Below are 23157 nucleotides of genomic sequence, written 5' to 3' on the forward strand. Positions count from 1 at the left end.
ATGTATCCGCCGATCCGGTTTGGAGCTCTCCCCGAAAATGACTGAACAGACCCCCACCGGCGGCGCCTCGTACGCCGCGGCAGGCGTGGACATCGAAGCCGGTGATCGCGCAGTCGAGTTGTTCGGGCCATTGGCGAAGAAGGCCACTCGCCCCGAAGTCCAAGGTGGCCTCGGTGGGTTCGCCGGTCTCTTCGCGCTCAAGGGTGGCTACCGCGAGCCGCTGCTCGCCGCCTCCACCGACGGCGTGGGCACCAAGATCGCGGTCGCCCAGGCCATGGACAAGCACGACACCGTCGGACTCGACCTGGTCGCCATGGTGGTCGACGACCTTGTCGTCTGCGGCGCCGAACCGCTGTTCCTGCAGGACTACATCGCCATCGGCAAGGTTGTCCCGGAGAAGGTCGCCGAACTGGTCTCCGGCATCGCCGAGGGCTGTGTGCTGGCCGGCTGCGCGTTGCTCGGCGGCGAGACCGCCGAACATCCCGGGCTGATGGACCCCGACGACTACGACCTGTCCGCCACCGGCGTGGGCGTCGTGGAAGCCGACGCGGTGCTCGGTCCGGACCGGGTGCGCCCCGGCGACGTGGTGCTCGCCATGGGCGCCTCGGGCCTGCACTCCAACGGCTACAGCCTGGCCCGCAAGGTGCTGCTGGACATCGACCGGATGTCGCTGACCGGTCACGTCGAGGAGTTCGGCCGCACCCTCGGTGAGGAACTGCTCGAGCCGACCCGCATCTACGCCAAGGACTGCCTGGCGCTGATCGCCGAGACCGATGTGCGCACCTTCGCGCACGTGACCGGCGGCGGCCTGGCGGCCAACCTCGCGCGCGTGATCCCGGCCGGCCTGGTGGCCGAACTCGATCGCGGCACCTGGAACCCGGCGCCGGTGTTCAAGATGATCGCCCAGCGCGGCCGGGTCGAGCGGGCCGAGATGGAGAAGACGTTCAATATGGGTGTCGGCATGGTCGCCGTGGTGGCGCCCGAGGATGTCGACCGCGCGCTGGCGGTGCTGACCGCCCGCCACGTCGAATGCTGGACGCTGGGCACCGTGAAGAAAGCCAAGGACGCCGATTCCGCGCGGGCCCATTTGCTGGGCGAGCATCCTCGATTCTGAGGTTTTTCGCGGACCGACGAGAAGGGCCGATCATCCGTTGTGCGGACGATCGGCCCTTTTTTCGTGCCGAGGGAAAATCCGGTTCCGGTGAATTCCGCGGCTGATCGGTATCGATGAGAAATTGCCGGACGCCCGCGCTGCGGCGACGACGAAATCGTCGTTCGGGACTACCCGGCGAAATTCGTTGCCCGGCAACCACAAAGGGTCACCGGCCACCGAATTGTCTTGGCAAGCCTGCTCGACCGAGCCGCGTACCCGGCAACGTGCAAAAGGGAGGCCCCGTCGGCCTCCCCTGTTGACGTTGATTCCGAGTCAGCGGCGCCAGTCGTCGTAGTCGTCCTCGTCCCAGCGGGACAAGGAGTCGTCCGAGTCGTGCTCATCGGACAACACGCCACCACTGTGCTTGGTGGGGTGTCCCGAGAGCTCGCGCTGAAGGCTCGCGAAGTCGGTTGGCGTCGAGCTGTACTTGAGCTCTCGAGCAACCTTGGTCTGCTTTGCCTTAGCCCGGCCACGGCCCATGGCTGACCCCCTCGCGTCACAGCGGGGCGGCCTGGGGTGTGTTGGCGGCCCCGTTCGAATTAATACTCTTCCTGACAGACACTTTAGCGTGTGTCAGGCGTCCGCGCCTCCATGAGTGACCGAAGTGCCCTCACCTGGGGTTCGGGTGCCGGAATTCCGCCGTATGCCGCGTCGCTCAGAGTATGCCGGGGATGGCCCGGATCACCCCCACCCGAGCGCCGCCGCCGAGCACCGGTCGGGCCGCCAAATCGTCATGGACGGCTGTCCAATGGATCCCCATCCGCTGCAGAATCGCCAGCGTCAGGGGCATGCGCGCGCGGTCGCCGCCGTCTTCGATCTTGTAAGCGAAAGCCGATCCGTCGGGCAGCGCGCCGGCGTGCACTCCGTCGGCCCCGATCTTGCAGACGAGTCCGGGAGTCGCGTTCATGATCATCAGGTCCGGCGCGTTCGTGCCCGAAATCACTCGCGGATGGGCGCGGATGGCGTCGGCGACCCGACGCTGCGGGGTGCCGGCATCGGCGGTGGCCAGCCGGGCGTACGCGCGGGCGAGGTTGACCAGCGAGACGGGGATGATGGGCAACCCGCAGCCGTCGATGCCCAGATCGGTCTCGGGTTCGCCGGTCAGTTCGACGACCGTGGCGGCGACGGCCTGCTGCAGCGGGTGGTTCTCCGCGAGGTAGCCCTCGGTGGGCCAGCCGTTGACCGCGCAGGTGGCGAGCATGGCGGCGTGCTTGCCCGAGCAGTTCATATAGATCGGGCGCGGGCCCGCGGCCAGTGCCTGCGCGCGGGCGTGTTCCTCGAACGGCAGATCCGGTGGGCAGGCCAGGTCGGCCTCGGTGAAACCGAATCGGGTGAGCAGGCGCTCGACCAGTTCGATGTGGTCGCGCTCGCCGTAGTGCGAGGCGCTCGACAGCGCCAACTCCACCTCGTCGGCAGGTTCGAACCCGAGACGCAGCAAGGTCAGCGCCTGCATCGGCTTGTTGGTCGAGCGCGGGAAGATCGGCAGATGCGTTTCGCCGAGCGACACCGTCGGTTCGCCGTCCGGGCCGAGGACGACCACCGAACCCCGGTGCACGCACTCGCGGAAGCCGGAACGCACCACCTCGACCAGTTCCACGCTCATGAGGCCACCTCGTCCTCGACGTTCCCCCCGGGTACAGCGCCGGCGGGCACAGCGGCGGTGGGGGAGAAGACTCCGTGACGGCGGGCATGCCGGTCGATCTGCATCCGGACGTCGTCGGAGATCGTCGGCTCCTCGGCGAGCAGGGTGGCCAGCCGGTTCATATCCCCGCCGGTGAACACATCGCGCACGGTGATGCCGTGGCCGGGCTGGTGCACCACCTCGACGCGATCGCCCGCCCCGATCGTGCCGGCTTCGAGCACCCTCAGGTACGCGCCGGTATGCGCGCGCTCGGCGAAGCGCTTGACCCACCGTGCCTCACCGGCCACGTGTCCGAAGGTCGCGCACGGCACGCGTGGCGCGCTCACCTCGAGCAGGGTGTCGCCGATCGCCCAGCGAGCGCCGACCACCGCGTCGGAGACGGCCATCCCCTCGATGCGCAGGTTCTCGCCGAACCAGCCCGCCGGTAGCTCACGGCCGAGTTCGGCCGCCCACAGCCGCGCGTCCTGCTCGGCATAGGCGTAGACGGCTTGGTGCACGCCGCCGTGGTCGGCGGTGTTGCAGACGTGGTCGCCGGTCAGCCCGAGCGGACCGACCTCGACCCGGCCCGGCACCGGGCGCTTGTCGATGGCGGTACGCCCGACCCGGCCCGGCACGATGAGTTCCGCGTGGACCACGCACACGGCGAGCACCCGGGCGGGCCCGGGGTGATCATCGGTACGCCGCATCGGTTCGCCTCCCCTGTTCGGCCGAGCGCGCGAAGCGGCTCGGTACGGACACGTCATCGCTGCCGATCCGGCGCCGCCCGCGCCGGGGGGTGCCGATCACCGGCCCCGCAGCCGCTCGACCGCGAGCCTGCCCGCCTGCGGGCCGCCTTCGCCGGGCACCGAGTCGGGGTCGATGGCCGCGGCGCAGGAGCCCACGGTGAGCGCGGTATCGACGGGCACGGCGCGCTTGATCAGCGCCAGGGCGATCGGGCCGTATTCGAAGTGGTCGACGACGGTGCCGAGCCTGCCCACCGTGCGCCCGCCCGCGGTCACATCGTCACCGGGTGCGGGGCGCTCGTCGCTGGAGCCGTCCAGATGCAGCAGCACCAGCTGCCGGGGCGGCTTGCCGAGATTGTGGACCCGGGCGACCGTCTCCTGCCCGCGGTAGCACCCTTTGTCCAGGTGCACGGCGCCGCGTTCGGCGACTCCGCCGATCCAGCGCGCCTCGTGCGGGATGGTGCGCTCGTCGGTGTCCAGCCCGATCCGGGGGCGCAGCGCGGCCACCCGCAGGGCCTCGAACGCCCACATCCCGGCGGGCTCGGCGCCTGCCTCGGTGAGTTCGGACCACCAGGCGGTGAGCTGGTCGCGGGGGACGACGAGGTCGTAGGAATCATCGGTGGGCCAGGGCATCCGGCGCAGGAAGCCGCCGCGGGGCAGCGGGGTGACCTCGTAGACGTCCGGCAGTTCGGGCACGCCGAGCGCGTCGCGCAGGCTGTCCACCCGGGGACCGAGCAAACTCAGCACCGCGTGATCGGTGGCGGCGACAGGTTCAGCGGCGGCCCAGAACACCATCTTCGTCAGGAAGTCCAGCAGCGCGGGCCCGCGCTCGCCTTCGGTGTCGATCCACAGGGTGCCGTCGAGATCGCTGAGCACGAAGTGGTGCTGCACGCGACCGTTGAGATCCAGATCGAGGTTCTCCGCCGACTGCCGGTCGGCGAGCCCGGTGAGATGCTGACTGGAGATGGTGTGCAGCCAGCTCAGCCGCTCGGCTCCGGTGATCCTCAGGACGAACCGGTGCGAGCGATCCACGATCGCGACCCGCTCGGCGGCCGCGCGTTGTTCGCCGAGGGGATCGCCGTGATGCCAGGCCACGGCGGCGTCCGGAGAACCGGGCGGGCCCGCGACAGCGCCCGCGACGGAGAGCAAAGGGCTGGGTGCATCGTCCACGGACACCTCATCCACTCTAGGCGTGCCCGGGCTCAGGTGTGCGCACCGGTCCCGGACGAGCCCGAAATCTCACGCGCCGACGGTGAATACGCGCCGTTTCGGCGGTCGCGGGACGGGCGGGGGCGCATCCGGTGCGAAGAATGCGAATCCGGTGGTGGAAACTCGCGATTGACGTAGGCACGGGCAACCCGTTCCGCCTAGGCTCGACGCATGGTAGATCGAGTTCTTGTCACCCTCGACGGCGTCGTTCGCGACGCCGACGAGCCGCTGCTGTTCGCCGACGACATCGGGGTGCTGCGCGGCGACGGAGTCTTCGAGACGGTGCTGGTGCGCGATGGCGATCCGTGTGCGCTGGAATTCCATCTCGGCCGGCTGCGCCGCTCCTCGCAGGCGCTGGATCTACCCGAGCCCGAACTGGCCAAGTGGCGCGAGGCCGCGCAGATCGCCGCCAAGGAGTGGGGCAGCGACCGCGAGGGCATCCTTCGCCTGGTGCTCACCCGCGGCCGCGAGTCCGAACTGAACGCGCCCTCCTCGGTCACCTCGGGTGATCTGGCCGCGGCGGTGCCGGTGCCGACCGCCTACGTACTGGTGACGCCGGTGCCCGAGCGCGTCGAGAAGGCCCGCACCGAGGGCGTGTCGGTGGTGACGCTGGCCCGCGGTATCTCGATCGACCTGGCTCAGGCCGCGCCGTGGCAGCTCATCGGCGCCAAGACGCTGTCCTATGCGACGAATATGGCCGCGCTGCGGTTCGCGCACCGGATGGGCGCCGACGACGTGATCTTCACCAGCACCGAGAACCGGGTCCTGGAAGGGCCGCGTTCGACGGTCGTCATCGCCAGGGACAAGGAGCTGATCACTCCACCCGCCAAGAACAGTGTGCTGCCGGGCGTGACGCAGCGCGCGCTCTATACCGAGGCGACCAAAGCGGGCTGGGAATGCCGCTACGCGCCGCTGTTCACCGCCGACCTGCTGACCTGCGACAGCATCTGGATGCTGTCGAGCGTCACGCTGGCCGCGCGGGTGAATTCGCTGGACGGTCTGCGGATGTCGGCGCCGGACAACGCCGAGGAGATCATCGACCTCGTCGGTCGCGGCATCGAACGCGGCGGAGCGATCGGCGACTGGTGATCCTCGCGGCCCGGCGGCGTGACGCTGCGCACTTCCGGTGCGTGGTAGGCACCGCCGGGCCGGAAAACCGCAGCTCAGTGACGAGGTGATGTCAGTTCGTGATGCGCGCCTCGTTCTCTCCTGGCGCCAGCCGACGTAGCCTTGGCTACGACATTTCGTAGTAGGTCGGGTTGGAGGTTCGGATGGATGTGCTGGACATATCCCGGTGGCAGTTCGGTATCACCACCGTCTACCACTTCATGTTCGTCCCGCTCACCATCGGTCTGGCGCCGCTGGTCGCGGGCATGCAGACCGCCTGGGTGATCACCGGCAACGAACGCTGGTATCGCCTGACGAAGTTCTTCGGCAAGCTGTTCCTGATCAATTTCGCGCTCGGCGTCGCCACCGGCATCGTGCAGGAATTCCAGTTCGGCATGAACTGGAGCGAATACTCCCGCTTCGTCGGCGACGTCTTCGGCGCGCCCTTGGCGCTGGAAGCGCTCATCGCCTTCTTCATGGAGTCGACCTTCATCGGCCTGTGGATCTTCGGCTGGACCCGGCTGCCCCGGCTGGTGCACCTGGCCACCATCTGGATCGCCGCGATCGGCGTGAACGCCTCCGCCTACTTCATCATCGCCGCCAACTCGTTCATGCAGCACCCGGTCGGTGCGCGCTACAACCCCGAACGCGGCCGCGCCGAGCTCACCAGCATCTGGGAAGTGCTCACCAACAACACCACCCTGGCCGCGTTCCCGCATGTGATCGCGGGCTCGTTCCTGGTGTCGGGCACCTTCGTGGCCGGTATCGCCGGCTGGTGGATGGTGCGCAACGCGCGCAGCGGTGACCCCGAGAAGCTGGAAGAAGCGCGCAGCATGTGGCGTCCGGCCGGGCGGATGGGCGCGTGGGTGATCGCGGTCTCGATGATCGGACTGGTGATCACCGGCGACATCCAGGGCAAGCTGATGTTCGACCAGCAGCCCATGAAGATGGCCTCGGCCGAATCGCTGTGCCACACGCAGGAAGATCCCGACTTCTCGGTGCTCACCGTCGGCACCCACAACAACTGCGACAGCGTCAGCCACCTCATCGAGGTGCCCTATGTGCTGCCGTACCTGGCCGAGGGCAAGTTCGACGGCGTCACCCTCGACGGTGTGAAGGACCTCCAGGACGCCTACGTCGAGAAGTTCGGCCCCGGCGACTACCGGCCCAACCTGTTCGTCACCTACTGGTCCTTCCGCGCCATGATCGGCCTGGCGGCCGGTTCGATCCTGCTGCTGCTGGCCGGATGGTGGGTGACCAGGCGCGGCCGCGTGCCCGATCAGCGCTGGTTCTCGTGGCTGAGCCTGCTGGCCATCCCCACACCGTTCCTGGCCAACAGCGCGGGCTGGGTGTTCACCGAGATGGGCAGGCAGCCGTGGGTGGTCGTGCCCAACCCGACCGGCGACCCGTTGCTGCGGATGACCGTGCAACAGGGCGTCTCCGACCACGCGACGAGCACGGTGGTCATCTCGCTGGTGGTGTTCACCCTGCTCTACGGCCTGCTCGCGGTGGCGTGGTTCTACCTGATGCGCCGCTATGTGATCGAGGGCCCGGACCCGGCGAGCCGCCCCGAACCCCACGGTCCCGAGGACTACACCGGCGGCGCGGGCGGTGACCGGGGCGAGAAAGACCGAGAGCCCGCCGTCGAACAACTGTCGTTCGCGTACTGAGGAGCCAGGCAATGAGTCTCGCGGAATTCTGGTTCGTACTGATCGGCGTCCTGTTCACCGGCTATTTCGTGCTGGAGGGCTTCGACTTCGGTGTCGGCATGCTGATGCCGATCCTCGGCAAGGGCGACGACACCCGCAGGCGGGTCGTGCTCAACACCATCGGCCCGGTGTGGGACGGCAACGAGGTCTGGCTGATCACCGCGGGCGGCGCCATGTTCGCCGCCTTCCCGGAGTGGTACGCCAGCGTGTTCTCCGGGTTCTACTTCGCGCTGCTGTTGGTGCTGGTGGCGCTGATCCTGCGGATCTGCGCCATCGAATGGCGCGGCAAGATCAACGATCCGCGCTGGCGGGCCCGCTGCGATCTCGGCATCGGGATCGGTTCGTGGGTGCCCGCGTTCGCCTGGGGCTGGGTGTTCGCCACCATCGTGCACGGCGTTCCGCTGGACGAGGACAAGCAGATCACCGGTTCGGTGGGGGATCTGCTCAGCCCGTACTCGCTGCTGGGCGCGCTGACCACCGGCCTGCTGTTCGCGCTGCACGGCGCGATCTTCCTCGGGCTCAAGACCGGGGGCGAGGTGCGCGCGGACGCGGTGCGCATCGCCAAGCTGCTGCTCGCTCCGACCGCGCTCGTGGTGGCCGGATTCGGGATCTGGACCCAGGTGGCCTATGGGCAGGGCTGGACCTTGATTCCCCTGGCGCTGGCTGTGGTCGGGCTGGTCGTCGCCGCTGTCGCGGTGCTGGCAGACCGGGACGGCTGGGCGTTCACCGGCACCGCGCTGACCATCGCCGCGGCCACCGTGCTGCTGTTCGGCGCGCTGTTCCCGAATGTGCTGCCCTCGACGATTTCGGATGCCTTCTCGCTGACCGTCGACAACGCCTCGTCGACGCCGTACACACTGAAGGTGATGAGCTGGGCGGCGGTCGTGGTGACCCCGGTGGTGCTCGGCTATCAGGCATGGACCTATTGGGTGTTCCGTCAGCGCCTGAGCGTCGAACACATCCCGGCGCCGATCGGGCTGAGCCGGCGGCCGGGCAAGGTCTGAGCCCCGATGGCCCGTCCGCCCGTCGATCCCCGCCTGTGGCGCCATGCCCGCTCGGCGCGCCGCTATCTCGGCTACAGCGTCGGCCTGTCGGTGCTGACCACGGTCTGCATCGTCGTCGCCGCCGTGGCGCTGAGCCGGGTGCTGGCGGGGGTGATCACCGACCCGACGCGCCGCGAGTTCGCCGACTGGACGATCGAACTCGCGGTGCTCGCGGTGGCGCTGGGCGGGCGCGCGGTGGCGAGCTGGTGGCAGGCCAGGCTGGCGCACCGGGCGGGCGCGAGCGTGGTCGCCGAACTGGAGACCGCCGTGCTGGCCGCGGGAGCCGGGCTCACCCCGCGTGAACTCGACAATCGCAGAACCGAACTCGCGGTCGTGGTGGGCACCGGACTGTCCGGGTTGCGCGACTACCTGACCGGCTACCTGCCCGCCCTGCTGCTCACCGTCCTGGTGCCCCCGGTGCTGCTGGCGGTGATCTTCGCCCACGACCCGGTTTCCGGCGGCATCGCCGTGGTGACCCTGCCGCTGATCCCGATCTTCATGATCCTCATCGGCCTGCTCACCCAGGGCCGGGCGACGGCCACGCTGGAAGCGACCACCCGCCTGTCCGACCAGCTGCTCGACCTGTTCGCCGGCATGCCCACCCTGCGTGCGCTCGGCCGCGAAAGCGCCGGGAACGACACGGGCGCGTCGACGGCGCCGTCGATGGTCCCGCGCGTCCGGGCGCTCGGCGACAGCCTGCGTATCCGCACCATGCGCGCGCTGCGCGTGGCCTTTCTGTCCTCGATGGTGCTGGAACTGCTGGCCACCCTCAGCGTCGCCCTCATCGCCGTGTCCATCGGCCTGCGCCTGGTCTACGGCGGGATGGACCTCTACGACGGGCTGGTGGCGCTGATCCTCGCGCCCGAGGTCTACCTGCCATTGCGCACCCTGGGGGAGCGGTTCCACGCCGCTCAGGACGGAATGGCCGCCGCGGACAAGGCGTTCGCGGTGCTCGAGCCCGCCGGTGCGCGCCCCGGCGGGACCGCCGTGACGACCGAGAAGCCGGGCGCGCGACGGCCGAGCCAGGGCGCCGCTCATATCGAAGTGCGGGGTCTGGGGGTGCGCGCCCGGGAAGGCTGGGCGCCGTGGGAACTGAACGCCGATGCGCGGCCGGGGGCGGTGACCGTGCTGGCCGGTGCCAACGGCAGCGGCAAGTCCACCGCCGTGTCGGCGATCCTCGGGCTCATCGAACCCGAGCAGGGGCGGGTGCTCGTCGACGGGGTGGACGTACGCGCGCTGGATCAGCGGGCGTGGTGGGACCGGCTGGCGTGGCTGCCGCAGCGACCGGTGCTGGTGCCGGGCACACTGCGGGAGAACCTGGAACTGCTCGGCGCGGGTGACCTCGCCGACCTCGATCGCGCCTGCGCCGCCACCGGATTCGACGCCGTGCTCGCCGAACTACCACGCGGATGGCAGACCGTCGTCGGTGCGGGCGGGCACGGCCTGAGCCTCGGACAGCGGCAGCGACTGGCATTGACGCGGATGCTCGCCACGCACCGGCCGGTGCTGCTGCTCGACGAGCCGACCGCGCACCTGGACGAGGCGAGCGAAGCGGGCGTTCTCGCCGCGCTGCGCGAGCGGGCGGCCGCGGGCGCGACTGTCGTGGTGGTCGGGCACCGGCCCACCGTGCTGGCATCCGCCGACGAGATCGTGCCGGTGCTGTCGAAGGACGCGGTGAGTGCGTCGTGAGCGCGTCGTTCCGCCCCGACCTTCGTCCCGGCTCCGGCTCCGGCTCCGGCTCTGGTTCTGGTTCTGGCATCGGCTCTGGTTCTGGCATCGGCCCCGGCTCTGGTTCGCGCTCCGGTTCTGGTTCTGGCATCGGCTCCGGTTCGGGTTCGGGCTCCGGTTCGGGGTCTGGCATCGGCCTCGGTTCGGGCTCGGGTTCCGATTCCGGTTCAGGCGCCGGGGCCGGGGTCGGCTCAGGCGTCGGCCCCGGTGCTCGCGCGGGCATCGGGTCAGGGTCAGGCACTCGCACCGACGTCGACAGCGATCCCGGGCGACGGCGATCGGGACTCACGTCGCTGTTGGCGGATCTGCGCAAGATCTGGCGGTTGCTCGAACTCGCGCCGCTGCGGGTGGGCGTCGCGATCGGGTGGGGTGTGTTGTCCTTCGGTAGCGCGCTCGCCCTGGCGGGGCTGGCCGCCTGGCTGATCGCCCGGGCCTGGCAGATGCCGCCGGTGCTCGACCTCAGCGTCGCCGTGACCGCGGTACGCGCGCTGGGCATCTCCCGCGGCCTGTGCCGGTACCTGGAGAGGTTGGCGACCCACGACGTCGCCCTGCGCTCCATGACCACGGCGCGCACCAGCGTCTACCGCGAACTGGCCGGCTCCGACATCTGGCTGCGCCGCGAACGCCGGACGTCGGAAGCCGCCGAGGGCCCCGGCCGCCCGTTGCGCCGCGGCGACCTGCTGGTCCGGGTCGGCAGCGATATCGACGATCTCGGCTCGGTGGTGGTGCGTGCGCTGGTCCCCATCGCCGTCGCGGTGGTGCTCGCGCTGGCCGCGGTCGGCGCCATCGCCTTCATCTCGCCCGCGGCCGCGGTGATACTGGCCGCGTCCCTGGCGGTGTCGGGAGTGCTCGCCCCCTGGCTGTCGGCCCGCGCCGCCCGTGAGGCCGAGGTCGCGGTGGTCGCCGATCGCGCCGAGTTCACCGCTCGCGCGCTCACCGTTCTCGACCACGCTCCCGAACTGCGGGTGGCGGGCCGCCTCGACGACACCGTGGCCGCTGCCCGGACTTCGGGACAGCGCGCGGTGGCCGCCGAGGACTCCGCCGCCGCCCGGACCGCGTGGTCGGCCGCGGCCACACCGCTGGCGATGGGCGCGAGCGTCCTCGGCGCGCTGCTGGTCGGCGTCGCCGTCTACGGCCCCGGCGGAGGCCTGCCCGGCGGCATGACCCCGATGGCGCTGACGATCCTGGTGCTGCTGCCCTTGTCGTCCTTCGAGGCGATGGCCGCACTTCCCGCCGCCGCCAGAGCCGTCACCACGGCCCGCGCGGCGCTGGGCCGCATCGAGCGCGCCGAACGCACCGTGCCCGACAGGGACGATGCCATGCCCGATAGGGACGATGTCATTGCGGCGATAGGGGAAGACCTTCCGTCCGACCTCCCCGGCCTCCCCCCGGGCCGCCGCATCGCGGTGATCGGTCCCAGCGGTGCGGGCAAGTCGACGCTGCTGATGGTCTGGGCCGGTCTGCTCGGTGACCAGGGCGCCGCTCAGCGTGCCGGGATCACCTACTTCGCCGAGGACGCGCACCTGTTCGGCACGAGCGTGCTGGAGAACCTGCGCGTCGCCCGTGGCGATCTCACCGAAGCCCAAGCCGAGGACGCACTGCGCGCCGTCGGTCTCGGGAACTGGCTCGACACCCTGCCCGACGGTGTGCGCACCGATCTCGTCGGCGGCGCGTCGGCGGTGTCCGGCGGCCAGCGCCGGCGTCTCCTGCTCGCCCGTGCCCTGGTCTCCCCGGCCCGAGTGCTACTGCTCGACGAGCCGACCGAGCACATGGAGGCCGATGCGGGCACCGACCTGCTGCGCGCCCTGCTCGACGTCGACTCCGGCCTGGTGTCGCCCGATCGCGTGGTCGTCGTGGTCACCCATCAGCTCCCCGCCGAGCACCGCGCCGACACCGTGGTCCGGGTCGCACCGCCCTGGCGGATCGATATCGTCCCCGGCCCGTGCGCGCCGGATTCGCGCACCGCGAACGTCGCGGAAAATACATTGCCGACCTCCTGAACGGCGACTACTTTCGTCGGTACACAGGAAGGGAGGTGGTTCGAGGAATGGATAGTTCCAGGACATGTGAGGTGGCTGTCCGCTAGGCGCCCACCACTGGTGGTATCCGCCCGTACCCTGTGCGCCGAGCGAATACCAGACAGTCACCCGGCCCCCGAGTCCCCGGTCGAGTCCGCCCGGGATCGGCGCAGGCACCAGCCCGCGCCGATACGACTCGGGGGTCGTTCCGTTTCCGGAACGATCGACTGCCGGACCGATCGACGAGAGAAAGTTACGCTGGGACGATGACCGTCGAGTCGCTCCCCGACTGAGTGATCCCCCCTCGTGCTCGCGGTCGAGGGCGGTCTTGCCGGATTCGGTGGAACGCGACAGGGAGACCGAGCCGCTGAAGTACGCGAATGCCGGTATCCCGCATTTCTGGCGTGTGGAGCGCGGAGCCGATGATCGTGTCGTCGTCTACGCCTACGAACTCGATCCGGCGACGAACCGCTATGTCCCGGTCGGCATCTTCCATGACCGGGTGCGGATCTCCGCGCCGTTTCCGATCGACATCGACCTGACCGCGCTGGGCTGTCGCGGCTGAGCGGCGACGTGGGGTTCGGACGATCCGGTCAGCCGATGTAGCGCTGGAGCCGAGCGGACAGGCGCGGTTCCAGCGGTCCGTCCGCGACGACGCGCTCCTCGACATATGCCAGGTCGCCGCCCTCGACGATGCCGTAGAGGCGCTTGGCGCCGCCGACGACGATGCCGGACTGGCTGCGGATCACCACGTCGGTGGCCAGTTCCCAGGACGCCTGGGTGAGGGCGGTGCCGTAGAAGAGTTCGACGATGCCGGTGCTGTGGGTCAGCAGCAGTTCGATGACTTCGTCGTTGCCGTCCACGCCGACCCGCCAGAAACCGGTCTCGCGCAGGTCGGGACCGTCGTAGTTGCCCTCGTCGTCGAGGAACCAGCTCCGCGATTCCCAGGACAGATAGTCGCCGCCGTCGTGGGAGACGACGATCTGCTGGCCGAAGCGGTAGTCGCCGCGCGCGGGGTCGTAGCCTTCGCCCTCGCCGCGCCAGACGCCGACCATCGGCAGCAGCGCCAGCACGGCGTGATTGAGGTCGGGTCCGAGCCGCAGATTCGCGGTGTCCTCGGGCAACGGCAGATCCGGCAGCACCGGAATGTTGCGGCCGGCGGTGGATTCGGCGCGCTCGGCGGCGTCGGCAACGGCTCGATCGCCGCTGCGGCGTGGCGCTGCGGCGTGGCCGTTCATGGTGTCACTCGCTCGCTCGGCCGGTTCGGAACCTTCGCTCGCGAGACCGCTCATGATTCGGTGAACAGCCGGTAGAACACGTACAGACCGAACCACGCGATCAGTACCGACACCAGGACCAGCAGAACTTCGAAGAAGAGGACCACGTCGCCGAGTCTATCGAGCCCGTTCCGAGACAGCGAAACGGCCCCGCGGCAACCCGTCGGATCGTACCGATCCGGCGGGGCCGCGGGGCCGTTCGCGCCCTGAGGGTCTTACTTCGCGACAGCGACGTCCACGTTGTGGATGCCCGCGCCTTCGGGCCTGACCTCGGCCGAGCCGTTGCCGGCCGAGGACAGCGCGCGCACGGTCCACGAGCCCGGCGCGGCGAAGAAGCGGAAGTCTCCGGTGCCGGAGGCGACGACCTCGGCGGTGAAGTCACCGTTGCCGTCGAGCAGACGCACGAACGCGCCGCCCACCGGCTGACCGTCGGTGCTCAGGACACGGCCGGTGATGACCGTCTCCTTCTCCACGTCGACGCCCGCCGGAATGGCCTGTCCCTGAGTAGGTGCTGCACACATGACTGATTACTCTCCCAACTCGATCGGTGCACCGATGAGGGAGCCGTACTCGGTCCAGCTCCCGTCGTAGTTCTTGACGTTCTGGTGGCCCAGCAGTTCCTGCAGGACGAACCAGGTGTGCGAGGAACGCTCGCCGATGCGGCAGTAGGCGATGGTCTCCTTCTCGCCGTCCAGGCCCGCGTCCTTGTAGAGCGCGGCGAGTTCCTCGTCGGACTTGAAGGTGCCGTCCTCGTTGGCCGCCTTGCTCCACGGCACGTTGATCGCGGTGGGAACGTGGCCGGGCCGCTGGCTCTGCTCCTGCGGCAGGTGCGCGGGGGCGAGGATCTTGCCGGAGAACTCGTCGGGCGAACGCACGTCGACCAGGTTCTTGGTGCCGATGGCCGCGATGACCTCGTCACGGAAGGCGCGGATCGACAGGTCCGGCGCGGCGGCCTTGTACTGGGTGGCCGGGCGGCTCACGGCGTCGGTCGACAGCGGGCGGCCGTCGAGCTCCCACTTCTTGCGGCCGCCGTCGATCAGCTTGACGTCGTTGTGGCCGTAGAGCTTGAAGTACCAGTAGGCGTAGGCCGCGAACCAGTTGTTGTTGCCGCCGTAGAGCACGACGGTGTCGTCGTTGGAGATGCCGCGCGCGGAGAGCAGGTCGGAGAACTGCTCCTGGCTGACGAAGTCGCGACGGACCGGATCCTGCAGATCGGTCTTCCAGTCCAGGCGCACGGCGCCTTCGATGTGACCGGTGTCGTAGGCGGAGGTGTCCTCGTCGACCTCGACGAAGACCACGCCGGGGGTGTTGAGGTTCTCTTCGGCCCAGTCCACGGAGACCAGGACATCGGAGCGAGCCATTGTGTTCCTTTCAGCGATGACAACTGCAGGGTCGGAAGTAACAGTGCAGGGTCAGTTCGATGCCGGGGATCCGGCCGGACGGAAACGGGCGACCAGCGGATAGATCCGGCAACCCAGGCAGATTCCGAACGCGGCGTTCAGGAACGCCGCGAACAGGGCGAAGCCGGCGAACACCGCGCCGACCACGGTGGAGCCGAGCACGAAGCCCAGCAGGGACACGGCCGCGAAGGCGAAGCCGAGCAGCTGGGCGAAGCGCAGCGGCGGCGTCGGCTCGGTTTCGGTGACCGGCCCCAGCCGCGGCGCGACCAGCGTGCCGAAGATCAGGCCGTAGGGATGCTTGCGGGGCCCCGTCAGCGCGCCGACGGCGAACACGACCGCCTGCACCGCGATCAACGCGGTGGCCAGGCCGGGGGCGGCGGACGCCGCGAGCAGCACCAGCACCAGCACGGCGGTGGTGATCCAGGCGACGAACCGCGGTCCGCGCACATCGACCTGATCGAATGCGGGCCGCGAGGCGGCCTCGGTGCGGGGCTCGAGGCCCGAAGACGTTTCGAGGTGAGAAGACATGGTGCGTACTCCTGCGCTGATTGCTTTCGGTGGCGGAATGGCCAGGTCGCCGGAGGATCTACCGGAAGGGATCACTCGCGCGGCGGGCAGCGGTCGGCGTCGGATGGAACTTCGGAAGACGGCCGGCCGTCAGCGGCACAGGCAGCAACAACCACCGAGTCGACACAGGTCAACTGTGCGACGTCGGGTGAGCATCAGCTCGTGGTTGGCTTGCACGGAAGGCAGTTTACCCAATTCGAGCGGGAAATGGACCAGCGGGGTCGGGCAACGGGTGCTCAGCCCTGGTCGGCCCCTGTCAAGGGGTCCAGCGCGGAGCGCAGGTCGGCCGTCTTCGGAACGCCGGAGATGCGGAAGCGTTCACGGCCCGCGGCGTCGAACACGAAGGTCGTCGGCAGCGAGAGCACATTGAGTTCGCGGGCGAGGGCAGGCTCGGCATCGATGTCGATCTCGATGTCGCGCGGCGGTTGCGGGCGATCCGCCAAATCCGCTGTGACGCCGGAGACCACGCGCCGCACCGCCGCGCACGGCCCGCACCATTCGGCGGAGAAATGCAGCACCGCCGGACCGGCCGTGCCGATGCCCGCGGCCGTGAGCAGTTCGGTGCGCCGGGTGTCGGTCGCCGCGGCCGCCGTCGGCCTGGCGCGACCGTCCCGACGCCGCACGAACAGCCCGATGCCCGCGGCGACGATCAGGACGACGATCAGGATTGTGATTTCGGTCATGGCCTCTGCAACTGATCCAGGTCGATGGTCACGTTCTCGCCCCGGCCTTCCACCACGATCTGGCCGCCGAGCGCGAACGCCTTGGTAGGGGTAACGCCGAACGGCAGGTCTTTGGTGTCGATCGTGCGGGAGAACATCGCGAGCACGGCGGGCTCGTCCACCTCGGGCACCACGGCCGCGGTGGCGAGGTCGCTCTCGTCGCTGCGGTGCAGGCCGGTGGCGGTGATCCGGATCTGGTCGCCGTCGAGCACCAGATCGGCGTCGACGGCCACCGCGACGCCGGTCTGCCCGGCGGCCATGTTCGTCGGCGCGCCTGTCCGTGGGACTGTGCCGGTGAGCACCAGCGCCCCCTCGGTCGTCATGCCCGATCCGCCCGATCCGCCGGTCCCGTCGGATTTGTCCGCCGGGCGCGAATGCACTTGCAGGTCGGGGATGTTGAACAGCCTGCCGAGTTCGGTGGGCCGGACTCGCATGGCCGCGTCGACCCGCTCGACCGGCACCCGCCTGCCGCCGCCGTCGTCGAGGTCCTCCAGGTTCAACCGGACACCGGTCAGCGTCGCATCGATGGAGATCTCGCCGGGGATGTCGGGCCGGACGGCGACAGCGGTGATGACCACGCTCTCGAACCTGCCGTCCAGGGCATGGGCGAGGAAGGGGAAGCCGTGGATGGTCACCTCGGGGTCGGCGCCGAGGTCGGCTCCTTCGCGCAGGGTGCGCGAGACCTGGTACTCGGAGTAGGCGGCGGCGCCGAAGTCGACGATCACCGCCAGGCCCGCCAGGCACAGCAGCCCGATGATCACCTTGCGCATGTTCGCCCACACTAGTGCGGCGCCCGGTTGCCGGACGCGACGGTCCCGGCGCGGGTACATTCACCCGGACCGCGAGGTCATCGGGTTGCACGCGCTAATCTTGCATCCGATCACCTGTAACAGCGATGCGGCTTCGGTGCTCCGGTGTTGCTCGTGCTGCCCGGCTTCGGCGCCGTCGCCACACGTAGGCCGTGCTATGAGATGGGAGGAGGGCTTGTGGAGCTGCTCCTGCTGACCTCCGACCCCAATCCTGAGTCGGTGCTGCCCTCGCTCGTGCTGCTCGCGCACAATGTGCGACCCGCGCCGACCGAGGTCGCTTCGCTGCTCGAGGCGGGAACCGCCGACGTCGCGCTGGTAGACGCCCGGACCGATCTGGCCGCCGCGCGCGGACTGTGCAGGCTGCTCGGCAGCACCGGGTCGTCGGTGCCGGTCGTGGCGGTACTGACCGAGGGCGGGCTGGTCGCGGTGAACGCGGACTGGGGTCTGGACGACATCCTGCTGCCCGGCACCGGCCCCGCCGAGCTGGACGCCCGGCTGCGCCTGCTGGTCGGTCGCAACGGCGGCGTGGCCAGCCCGGAGAACACCGGCAAGATCACGCTGGGCGAACTGGTCATCGACGAGGGCACCTACACGGCCCGGCTGCGCGGTCGCCCGCTCGACCTCACCTACAAGGAGTTCGAGCTCCTCAAGTACCTCGCCCAGCACGCCGGCCGGGTGTTCACCCGCGCGCAGCTGCTGCAGGAGGTCTGGGGTTACGACTTCTTCGGCGGCACCCGCACCGTGGACGTGCACGTGCGACGCCTGCGCGCCAAGCTCGGCAGCGAGTACGAATCGCTGATCGGCACCGTGCGCAATGTCGGCTACAAGGCGGTGCGCCCGGCACGCTCCTCGGCCAAGGGCGGCGAGGCGGCCGAGGCGGCAGGGGTAGGGGAAGCGGTGACCTTCCCCGACGAGGACGGCGGCTCCCCCGAAGCGCCCGGTGACGACGCGTTCGCCCCGAGCAACAGATCGGCCCAGTAACCGATGAGCGACCTCGTCCTGCGGTGGCAGGAGACCTCGAACATCACGGACGAGGCGGTGCGGGCGCTGCTGGAGCGGGCTCGCGTGGCCGACAGCGTCGCGCCGGTCTCCGAACAGGCGGTGCTCTCGCTGACCACGCCCGGCACGGCGCGGCACCTGCTCGCCGAGCAGGACGGTGCGCTCGCCGGATACGCGAATCTTGTTCCCGCGCACGGCGACCACCCCGCGATGGTGGAGGCGGCGGTCGATCCCGGGCAGCGCGGTCGCGGTATCGGCACCGAGCTGGTGCGCGCCGCACTGGCCGAGGGCGGTCCGGGCGCGCGGATCTGGGCGCACGGTGATCTGCCCGCGGCCAAGAGCGTCGCGGCGCGGCTCGGGCTGACGGTGGCCCGCGAGCTGTGGCAGATGCGTCGCAGTCTGGCGACCCCCCAGCTACCCGAGCTGGAGGTGCCGGAGGGGCTCGTGCTGCGGACCTACGCCGGACCCGCGGACACCGCCGAGCTGCTTCGCGTCAACAACGCCGCGTTCGACTGGCATCCCGAACAGGGCGGCTGGACCGAACGCGAGATCGAGGCCAGGCGCGCGGAGTCCTGGTTCGATCCGGCGGGCCTGTTCATCGTGGCCGAGGCCGCCGCGCCGGAACGGATCCTGGGCTTCCACTGGACCAAGGTGCACACCGAGACCGCGCCGCCGCTGGGCGAGGTCTACGTGGTCGGCATCGATCCGGTGGCGCAGGGCCGTGGCCTGGGCAGACTGCTCACCCTGGCCGGCCTGCGGCATCTGCGTTCGCGCGGCCTGGACACCGTGCTGCTCTACACCGAAGCCGACAACACCGCGGCGGTGGTCACCTATACGAAACTGGGGTTCACCCCGTTCCATGTCGACGTGGCCTACAGCGAGCCGGTCGCCGGTTAGCGTGCTCCGCGCAGGGTAATCACCGGGTGTCGATCCGATGTCGGCGAAGTGGCGCGTAGCGACACGGTGGCAAATATCACGCAATTCAGACGCAATCGCGCGATCCTGTTCACCCTGCGTTCATCCTGGCTCGTCCGACTGTCAACCGGAGAAATCTACTTTGTTCCTTGGGCAACACGATTGTTGCCCGGTGCGCGAGTTCGTGTGAACGGCCACCATGACCACCCGCCCGGGCCGGTGAGGGACCGGGCGTGTCGGAAGCGATCCCCGGAGGAACAGTGAATTTCAAGCGGAGCAGCGCCTTCGTCGGTGTGCTGGCGGCGGTCTCCATGCCGCTCGTCGCCTGCGGCAGCGACGACAACTCCTCTGACGGCACCGCCGAGGCCAACAGCAGCGTGGCCTGCGGTGGCACGACTGCGCTGAAGTCGAGCGGTTCGTCCGCGCAGAAGAACGCCATGGAGCGCTTCGTGGCCGCCTACGAGGCCAACTGCGACGGGTACACCCTGAACTACACCTCGAGCGGTTCGGGTGCGGGCGTCAACGAGTTCCTCGGTGGACAGACCGACTTCGGCGGCACCGACTCCCCGCTGAGCCAGAGCAAGGGCGAGCCCGCCAAGGCCCAGGAACGCTGCGGCTCCCCGGCGTGGAACCTGCCCACCGTCTTCGGGCCGATCGCGATCACCTACAACATCGACGGCGTCACCGATCTGGTGCTGGACGGCCCGACCACGGCCAAGGTCTTCAACGGCACGATCAAGACCTGGGATGCCCCCGAGATCAAGGCGCTCAACCCGAACGCCGCGCTGCCCGCCGCGCCCATCGCGGTCGTGTTCCGCAGCGACGAGTCGGGCACCACCGACAATTTCCAGCTCTACCTCGACGCCGCTTCGCAGGGCGCGTGGGGCAAGGGTGCGGGCAAGTCGTTCGCCGGCGGTGTCGGCGAAGGCGCCAAGGGCAACGAGGGCACCTCGGCCGCGGTGAAGAACACCAAGAACTCCATCACCTACAACGAGTGGTCGTTCGCGAAGGCGCAGAACCTCTCGGTCGCACGGGTGGTCACCTCCGCCGGTCCCGAGCCGGTCGAGCTGACCGTCGAGTCGGCGGGTAAGGCCATCGACAGCGTCAAGATCAAGGGCGAGGGCAACGATCTCGTGCTCGACGTCTCCTCGTTCTACAACCCGACCTCGGCGGGCGCGTACCCGATCATCCTGCCGACCTACGAGGTGGTCTGCTCGAACTACGCCGACGACGCGACCGCGACCGCCGTCAAGGCGTTCCTGGTGTCGGCCGTCACCAACGGTCAGACCGGTCTCGAGGACAACGGGTACATCCCGATCCCCGAGAAGTTCAAGACCAAGCTGACCGCCGCCATCGACGCCATCTCCTGATCGCGTAGCCATGACCGTGCACCCCGAGGTGGCCGCTGTGGGCCAGTCCGACTCGACTGGCTCGGCAGCGGCTGGAGATACTGCGCTTATGCCGAGTGAACCGAGCCCCGAACCGTCCGCCAAGCGGGCGCGGAGCGTCCCCAGTCAGCGAATGGAGGTCGTGTTCCGATCTCTGGCGACAGCGGCCGGTGCGACCATCGTCGCGGCCATCGCGCTGATCGCGCTGTTCCTGCTGATTCGCGCAATCCCCTCGGTCATGGCGAACGAGGCGAACTTCTTCACCAGCACCGAGTTCAGCACCGGCGATGCCGACCATCTTCGGTTCGGCATCCGCGACCTGTTCATGGTCACGGTGCTGAGCTCGCTGTTCGCGCTGGCCATCGCGGTGCCGATCGGCATCGGCATCGCGCTGTTCATCACCCACTACGCGCCGAAGCCGGTCGCGCGACCGTTCGCCACGCTGATCGATCTGCTCGCGGCGGTCCCGTCGATCGTCTTCGGCCTGTGGGGCTTTCTGGTGCTCGCCCCGAAGATCGAGCCGGCGCAGCGGTTCCTCAACGACAACCTCGGCTGGTTGTTCCTGTTCGACGACGGCAACGTCTCGATCTCCGGCGGCGGCACCATCTTCACCGCGGGCATCGTGCTCGCCGTGATGATCCTGCCGATCATCACCTCGGTCTCGCGTGAGGTGTTCAACCTGACGCCGGTCTCGCACATCGAGGCGGCGCAGGCGCTCGGCGCGACGAAATGGGAAGTCGTGCGGATGACCGTGCTGCCCTACGGGCGAAGCGGCGTCATCGCCGGCTCCATGCTCGGCCTCGGCCGTGCGCTCGGTGAGACCATCGCGGTGCTCATCGTGCTGCGGACTTCGGCACAGGCGGGGAGCTGGTCGCTGTTCGACGGCGGCTACACCTTCGCCTCCAAGATCGCTTCGGCGGCATCGGAGTTCAGTTCCCCGCTGCCCACCGGCGCCTACATCGCGGCCGGCTTCGTCCTCTTCGCGCTGACCTTCGTGGTCAACGCGCTGGCCCGGCTCGCCGCAGGCGGAAAGGTGAACGGCTGATGACCACGCTCACGAAGTTCGATCAGCCGGTCAAGGCGCCCACCTTCCGGCATGTGAGTTCCGCCAGGCGGTTCAAGAACAACCTCGCCACCGCCGTCGTGACCCTGTGCTTCGCCATCGCCCTCGTTCCGCTGGGCTGGGTGCTGTGGATGGTGGTCGGCGAGGGCATCGGCGCGATCATGTCCTCGACCTGGTGGACCAACTCGCAGAAGGGGATCCTGCCGGAGCAGAGCGGCGGCGGCGTCTACCACGCGATCTACGGCACGATCGTCCAGTCCGCGGTCGCCGCGGTCATCGCGGTGCCGCTGGGCATCATGGCGGCGGTCTACCTGGTCGAGTACGGCAAGGGCAGGCTGGCCAAGGTCACCACCTTCATGGTCGACATCCTGGCCGGTGTGCCCTCGATCGTCGCGGCGCTGTTCATCTTCGCGCTGTGGATCGCCACTTTCGGCGCGCCGCAGAGCGCCTTCGCGGTCTCGCTGGCCCTGGTGCTGCTGATGCTGCCGGTGGTGGTGCGCAGCACCGAGGAGATGCTCAAGCTGGTGCCCGACGAGCTGCGCGAGGCCTCCTACGCGCTGGGCATCCCCAAGTGGAAGACGATCGTGCGGATCGTCATCCCGACCGCCGCGCCCGGCATGATCAGCGGCATGCTGCTGGCGCTGGCCCGCGTGATGGGCGAGACCGCGCCGGTGCTGGTGCTGGTCGGTTACGCCAAGTCCATCAACACCAATCTCTTCGACGGCAACATGGCTTCGCTGCCGCTGCTGATCTACCAGGAGCTGGCCAACCCCGAGGCGGCCGGTCGCGAACGAGTCTGGGGCGCGGCGCTCACGCTGATCCTGCTCATCGCGCTGCTGTACGGGGCTGCCGCGGTCGTCAACAAGCTGCTCACGCGGAACCGATAGAAGCGAACGGAAACTCACATGGCCAAGCGGATCGACGTCAAAGAACTCAACATCTTCTACGGCAAGTTCCACGCCGTGGCCGATGTCTCGCTGACCGTGCTGCCGCGCAGCGTGACCGCGTTCATCGGTCCGTCCGGCTGCGGTAAGTCCACCGTGCTGCGTTCGCTGAACCGGATGCACGAGGTGACTCCGAACGCCCGTGTCGAGGGCGCGGTGCTGCTCGACGGCGAGGACATCTACGGCGACAACATCGACCCGGTCGGTGTGCGCCGGACCATCGGTATGGTCTTCCAGCGCCCGAACCCGTTCCCCACCATGTCGATCCGCGACAACGTGGTGGCCGGCCTGCGTCTGCAGGGCGTGCGCGACAAGAAGGAACTCGACGAGGTCGCCGAGCGCTCGCTGCGCGGCGCCAACCTGTGGAACGAGGTCAAGGACCGGCTCGACAAGCCGGGCGGCGGCCTGTCCGGCGGTCAGCAGCAGCGTCTGTGCATCGCCCGCGCCATCGCGGTCTCGCCCGACGTGCTGCTGATGGACGAGCCCTGTTCGGCGCTGGATCCGATCTCCACTCTGGCGATCGAGGATCTGATCACCGAGCTGAAGAAGGACTACACGATCGTCATCGTCACGCACAACATGCAGCAGGCCGCGCGCGTGAGCGATCAGACCGGTTTCTTCAACCTGGAGGCCCAGGGCAAGCCGGGCAGGCTGATCGAGATCGACGACACCGAGAAGATCTTCTCCAACCCGGGCCAGAAGGCCACCGAGGATTACATCTCGGGCCGTTTCGGCTGATCGG

General features: G+C 69.2%; 23 protein-coding genes. 13 read left to right on the forward strand and 10 right to left on the reverse strand.

Annotated elements, in window-relative coordinates:
• Positions 1–37: 37 nt before the first annotated feature.
• The gene (purM, locus tag NS3_RS19755) at positions 38–1114 is read left to right on the forward strand and encodes a phosphoribosylformylglycinamidine cyclo-ligase (protein WP_067861903.1); all 1077 of its coding nucleotides are present in this window, start codon (positions 38–40) and stop codon (positions 1112–1114) included.
• 312 nt (positions 1115–1426) lie between these two features.
• On the opposite strand, the gene NS3_RS19760 is transcribed toward purM, so the two are convergent.
• The 4 genes from NS3_RS19760 to ygfZ all read right to left on the reverse strand — a co-directional run bounded on the left by NS3_RS19760 (position 1427) and on the right by ygfZ (position 4693).
• Positions 1427–1633, reverse strand: coding sequence for a DUF3073 domain-containing protein (locus NS3_RS19760; RefSeq protein ID WP_040794344.1), 207 nt, complete (start codon positions 1631–1633; stop codon positions 1427–1429).
• A gap of 175 nt (positions 1634–1808) precedes the next feature.
• Positions 1809–2756, reverse strand: a complete 948-nt coding sequence (locus tag NS3_RS19765; RefSeq protein ID WP_067861905.1) for an asparaginase — start codon at positions 2754–2756, stop codon at positions 1809–1811.
• Entirely contained in the window at positions 2753–3481 is a 729-nt protein-coding gene (locus NS3_RS19770) for an MOSC domain-containing protein (RefSeq protein ID WP_084495756.1), read from the reverse strand. The genes NS3_RS19765 and NS3_RS19770 overlap by 4 nt, the downstream gene beginning before the upstream one ends.
• 96 nt (positions 3482–3577) lie before the next feature.
• The gene (gene ygfZ, locus NS3_RS19775) at positions 3578–4693 is read right to left on the reverse strand and encodes a CAF17-like 4Fe-4S cluster assembly/insertion protein YgfZ (protein WP_084495757.1); all 1116 of its coding nucleotides are present in this window, start codon (positions 4691–4693) and stop codon (positions 3578–3580) included.
• Between the two features lie 204 nt (positions 4694–4897).
• On the opposite strand from ygfZ, the gene NS3_RS19780 reads away from it, so the two are divergent.
• The 6 genes from NS3_RS19780 to NS3_RS19805 all read left to right on the forward strand — a co-directional run bounded on the left by NS3_RS19780 (position 4898) and on the right by NS3_RS19805 (position 12896).
• Complete coding sequence (locus NS3_RS19780; protein ID WP_067861909.1) at positions 4898–5815, forward strand: aminodeoxychorismate lyase; 918 nt, start codon at positions 4898–4900, stop codon at positions 5813–5815.
• Positions 5816–5997: 182 nt separating this feature from the next.
• A complete protein-coding gene (locus NS3_RS19785) occupies positions 5998–7503 on the forward strand; it encodes a cytochrome ubiquinol oxidase subunit I (protein ID WP_067861912.1) in 1506 nt (501 codons plus the stop codon).
• A gap of 11 nt (positions 7504–7514) precedes the next feature.
• A complete protein-coding gene (gene cydB, locus NS3_RS19790; protein ID WP_067861915.1) occupies positions 7515–8546 on the forward strand; it encodes a cytochrome d ubiquinol oxidase subunit II in 1032 nt (343 codons plus the stop codon).
• 6 nt (positions 8547–8552) lie between these two features.
• A complete protein-coding gene (gene cydD, locus NS3_RS19795) occupies positions 8553–10274 on the forward strand; it encodes a thiol reductant ABC exporter subunit CydD (protein WP_067861918.1) in 1722 nt (573 codons plus the stop codon).
• Between the two features lie 335 nt (positions 10275–10609).
• Positions 10610–12313: a thiol reductant ABC exporter subunit CydC gene (cydC, locus tag NS3_RS19800; protein WP_067861922.1), complete on the forward strand. Its 1704-nt coding sequence runs from the start codon at positions 10610–10612 to the stop codon at positions 12311–12313.
• A 358-nt stretch (positions 12314–12671) separates the two neighbouring features.
• Positions 12672–12896 carry a hypothetical protein gene (locus tag NS3_RS19805; protein WP_245649705.1) on the forward strand — a complete coding sequence of 75 codons (225 nt, stop codon included), beginning with the start codon at positions 12672–12674 and terminating at the stop codon, positions 12894–12896.
• A 28-nt stretch (positions 12897–12924) separates the two neighbouring features.
• Here the strand turns inward: NS3_RS19805 and NS3_RS19810 are convergent, their stop codons facing one another.
• From NS3_RS19810 to NS3_RS19835, 6 genes are all read right to left on the reverse strand, one after another.
• Entirely contained in the window at positions 12925–13623 is a 699-nt protein-coding gene (locus tag NS3_RS19810; RefSeq protein ID WP_067861927.1) for a heme-binding beta-barrel domain-containing protein, read from the reverse strand.
• 200 nt (positions 13624–13823) lie between these two features.
• Positions 13824–14129: a DUF1416 domain-containing protein gene (locus NS3_RS19815; RefSeq protein WP_067861930.1), complete on the reverse strand. Its 306-nt coding sequence runs from the start codon at positions 14127–14129 to the stop codon at positions 13824–13826.
• Between the two features lie 6 nt (positions 14130–14135).
• Positions 14136–14969, reverse strand: coding sequence for a sulfurtransferase (locus NS3_RS19820; RefSeq protein WP_067861932.1), 834 nt, complete (start codon positions 14967–14969; stop codon positions 14136–14138).
• Between the two features lie 51 nt (positions 14970–15020).
• Complete coding sequence (locus NS3_RS19825; RefSeq protein WP_067861935.1) at positions 15021–15536, reverse strand: DUF4395 domain-containing protein; 516 nt, start codon at positions 15534–15536, stop codon at positions 15021–15023.
• A gap of 275 nt (positions 15537–15811) precedes the next feature.
• Positions 15812–16258, reverse strand: a complete 447-nt coding sequence (locus NS3_RS19830; protein ID WP_067861938.1) for a thioredoxin family protein — start codon at positions 16256–16258, stop codon at positions 15812–15814.
• A complete protein-coding gene (locus NS3_RS19835; RefSeq protein ID WP_067861973.1) occupies positions 16255–17067 on the reverse strand; it encodes an LmeA family phospholipid-binding protein in 813 nt (270 codons plus the stop codon). Before NS3_RS19835 ends, NS3_RS19830 begins: the two co-directional genes overlap by 4 nt.
• A gap of 216 nt (positions 17068–17283) precedes the next feature.
• Here NS3_RS19835 and NS3_RS19840 point away from each other — a divergent pair, with 216 nt between their 5' ends.
• From NS3_RS19840 to pstB, 6 genes are all read left to right on the forward strand, one after another.
• Positions 17284–18087, forward strand: coding sequence for a winged helix-turn-helix transcriptional regulator (locus NS3_RS19840; protein WP_067861978.1), 804 nt, complete (start codon positions 17284–17286; stop codon positions 18085–18087).
• A gap of 3 nt (positions 18088–18090) precedes the next feature.
• Positions 18091–19002: a mycothiol synthase gene (gene mshD / locus NS3_RS19845; protein WP_067861941.1), complete on the forward strand. Its 912-nt coding sequence runs from the start codon at positions 18091–18093 to the stop codon at positions 19000–19002.
• A 278-nt stretch (positions 19003–19280) separates the two neighbouring features.
• A complete protein-coding gene (pstS, locus tag NS3_RS19850) occupies positions 19281–20390 on the forward strand; it encodes a phosphate ABC transporter substrate-binding protein PstS (protein WP_157101434.1) in 1110 nt (369 codons plus the stop codon).
• Positions 20391–20478: 88 nt separating this feature from the next.
• On the forward strand, positions 20479–21453 hold the full coding sequence (gene pstC, locus NS3_RS19855; RefSeq protein WP_157101435.1) for a phosphate ABC transporter permease subunit PstC: 975 nt from the start codon (positions 20479–20481) through the stop codon (positions 21451–21453).
• Positions 21453–22358 carry a phosphate ABC transporter permease PstA gene (gene pstA / locus NS3_RS19860; RefSeq protein ID WP_067861947.1) on the forward strand — a complete coding sequence of 302 codons (906 nt, stop codon included), beginning with the start codon at positions 21453–21455 and terminating at the stop codon, positions 22356–22358. Before pstC ends, pstA begins: the two co-directional genes overlap by 1 nt.
• An 18-nt stretch (positions 22359–22376) precedes the next feature.
• Complete coding sequence (gene pstB / locus NS3_RS19865; protein ID WP_067861950.1) at positions 22377–23153, forward strand: phosphate ABC transporter ATP-binding protein PstB; 777 nt, start codon at positions 22377–22379, stop codon at positions 23151–23153.
• Positions 23154–23157: the final 4 nt, after the last annotated feature.

It is taken from the genome of Nocardia shimofusensis NBRC 100134 (assembly GCF_001613125.1).
GTDB classification, from domain to species: domain Bacteria; phylum Actinomycetota; class Actinomycetes; order Mycobacteriales; family Mycobacteriaceae; genus Nocardia; species Nocardia shimofusensis.

Bases quoted from the DNA above. Each gene is read 5' to 3' on its own strand.
- NS3_RS19765 (WP_067861905.1), bottom strand. From the start codon at position 2,756: ATGAGCGTGGAACTGGTCGAGGTGGTGCGTTCCGGCTTCCGCGAGTGC.
- NS3_RS19810 (WP_067861927.1), bottom strand. From the start codon at position 13,623: ATGAGCGGTCTCGCGAGCGAAGGTTCCGAACCGGCCGAGCGAGCGAGT.
- purM (WP_067861903.1), top strand. From the start codon at position 38: ATGACTGAACAGACCCCCACCGGCGGCGCCTCGTACGCCGCGGCAGGC.
- NS3_RS19780 (WP_067861909.1), top strand. From the start codon at position 4,898: ATGGTAGATCGAGTTCTTGTCACCCTCGACGGCGTCGTTCGCGACGCC.
- NS3_RS19760 (WP_040794344.1), bottom strand. From the start codon at position 1,633: ATGGGCCGTGGCCGGGCTAAGGCAAAGCAGACCAAGGTTGCTCGAGAG.
- NS3_RS19835 (WP_067861973.1), bottom strand. From the start codon at position 17,067: ATGCGCAAGGTGATCATCGGGCTGCTGTGCCTGGCGGGCCTGGCGGTG.
- NS3_RS19785 (WP_067861912.1), top strand. From the start codon at position 5,998: ATGGATGTGCTGGACATATCCCGGTGGCAGTTCGGTATCACCACCGTC.
- NS3_RS19825 (WP_067861935.1), bottom strand. From the start codon at position 15,536: ATGTCTTCTCACCTCGAAACGTCTTCGGGCCTCGAGCCCCGCACCGAG.
- NS3_RS19830 (WP_067861938.1), bottom strand. From the start codon at position 16,258: ATGACCGAAATCACAATCCTGATCGTCGTCCTGATCGTCGCCGCGGGC.
- cydD (WP_067861918.1), top strand. From the start codon at position 8,553: ATGGCCCGTCCGCCCGTCGATCCCCGCCTGTGGCGCCATGCCCGCTCG.
- mshD (WP_067861941.1), top strand. From the start codon at position 18,091: ATGAGCGACCTCGTCCTGCGGTGGCAGGAGACCTCGAACATCACGGAC.
- pstC (WP_157101435.1), top strand. From the start codon at position 20,479: ATGCCGAGTGAACCGAGCCCCGAACCGTCCGCCAAGCGGGCGCGGAGC.
- NS3_RS19770 (WP_084495756.1), bottom strand. From the start codon at position 3,481: ATGCGGCGTACCGATGATCACCCCGGGCCCGCCCGGGTGCTCGCCGTG.
- pstA (WP_067861947.1), top strand. From the start codon at position 21,453: ATGACCACGCTCACGAAGTTCGATCAGCCGGTCAAGGCGCCCACCTTC.
- pstB (WP_067861950.1), top strand. From the start codon at position 22,377: ATGGCCAAGCGGATCGACGTCAAAGAACTCAACATCTTCTACGGCAAG.
- cydB (WP_067861915.1), top strand. From the start codon at position 7,515: ATGAGTCTCGCGGAATTCTGGTTCGTACTGATCGGCGTCCTGTTCACC.
- NS3_RS19820 (WP_067861932.1), bottom strand. From the start codon at position 14,969: ATGGCTCGCTCCGATGTCCTGGTCTCCGTGGACTGGGCCGAAGAGAAC.
- NS3_RS19815 (WP_067861930.1), bottom strand. From the start codon at position 14,129: ATGTGTGCAGCACCTACTCAGGGACAGGCCATTCCGGCGGGCGTCGAC.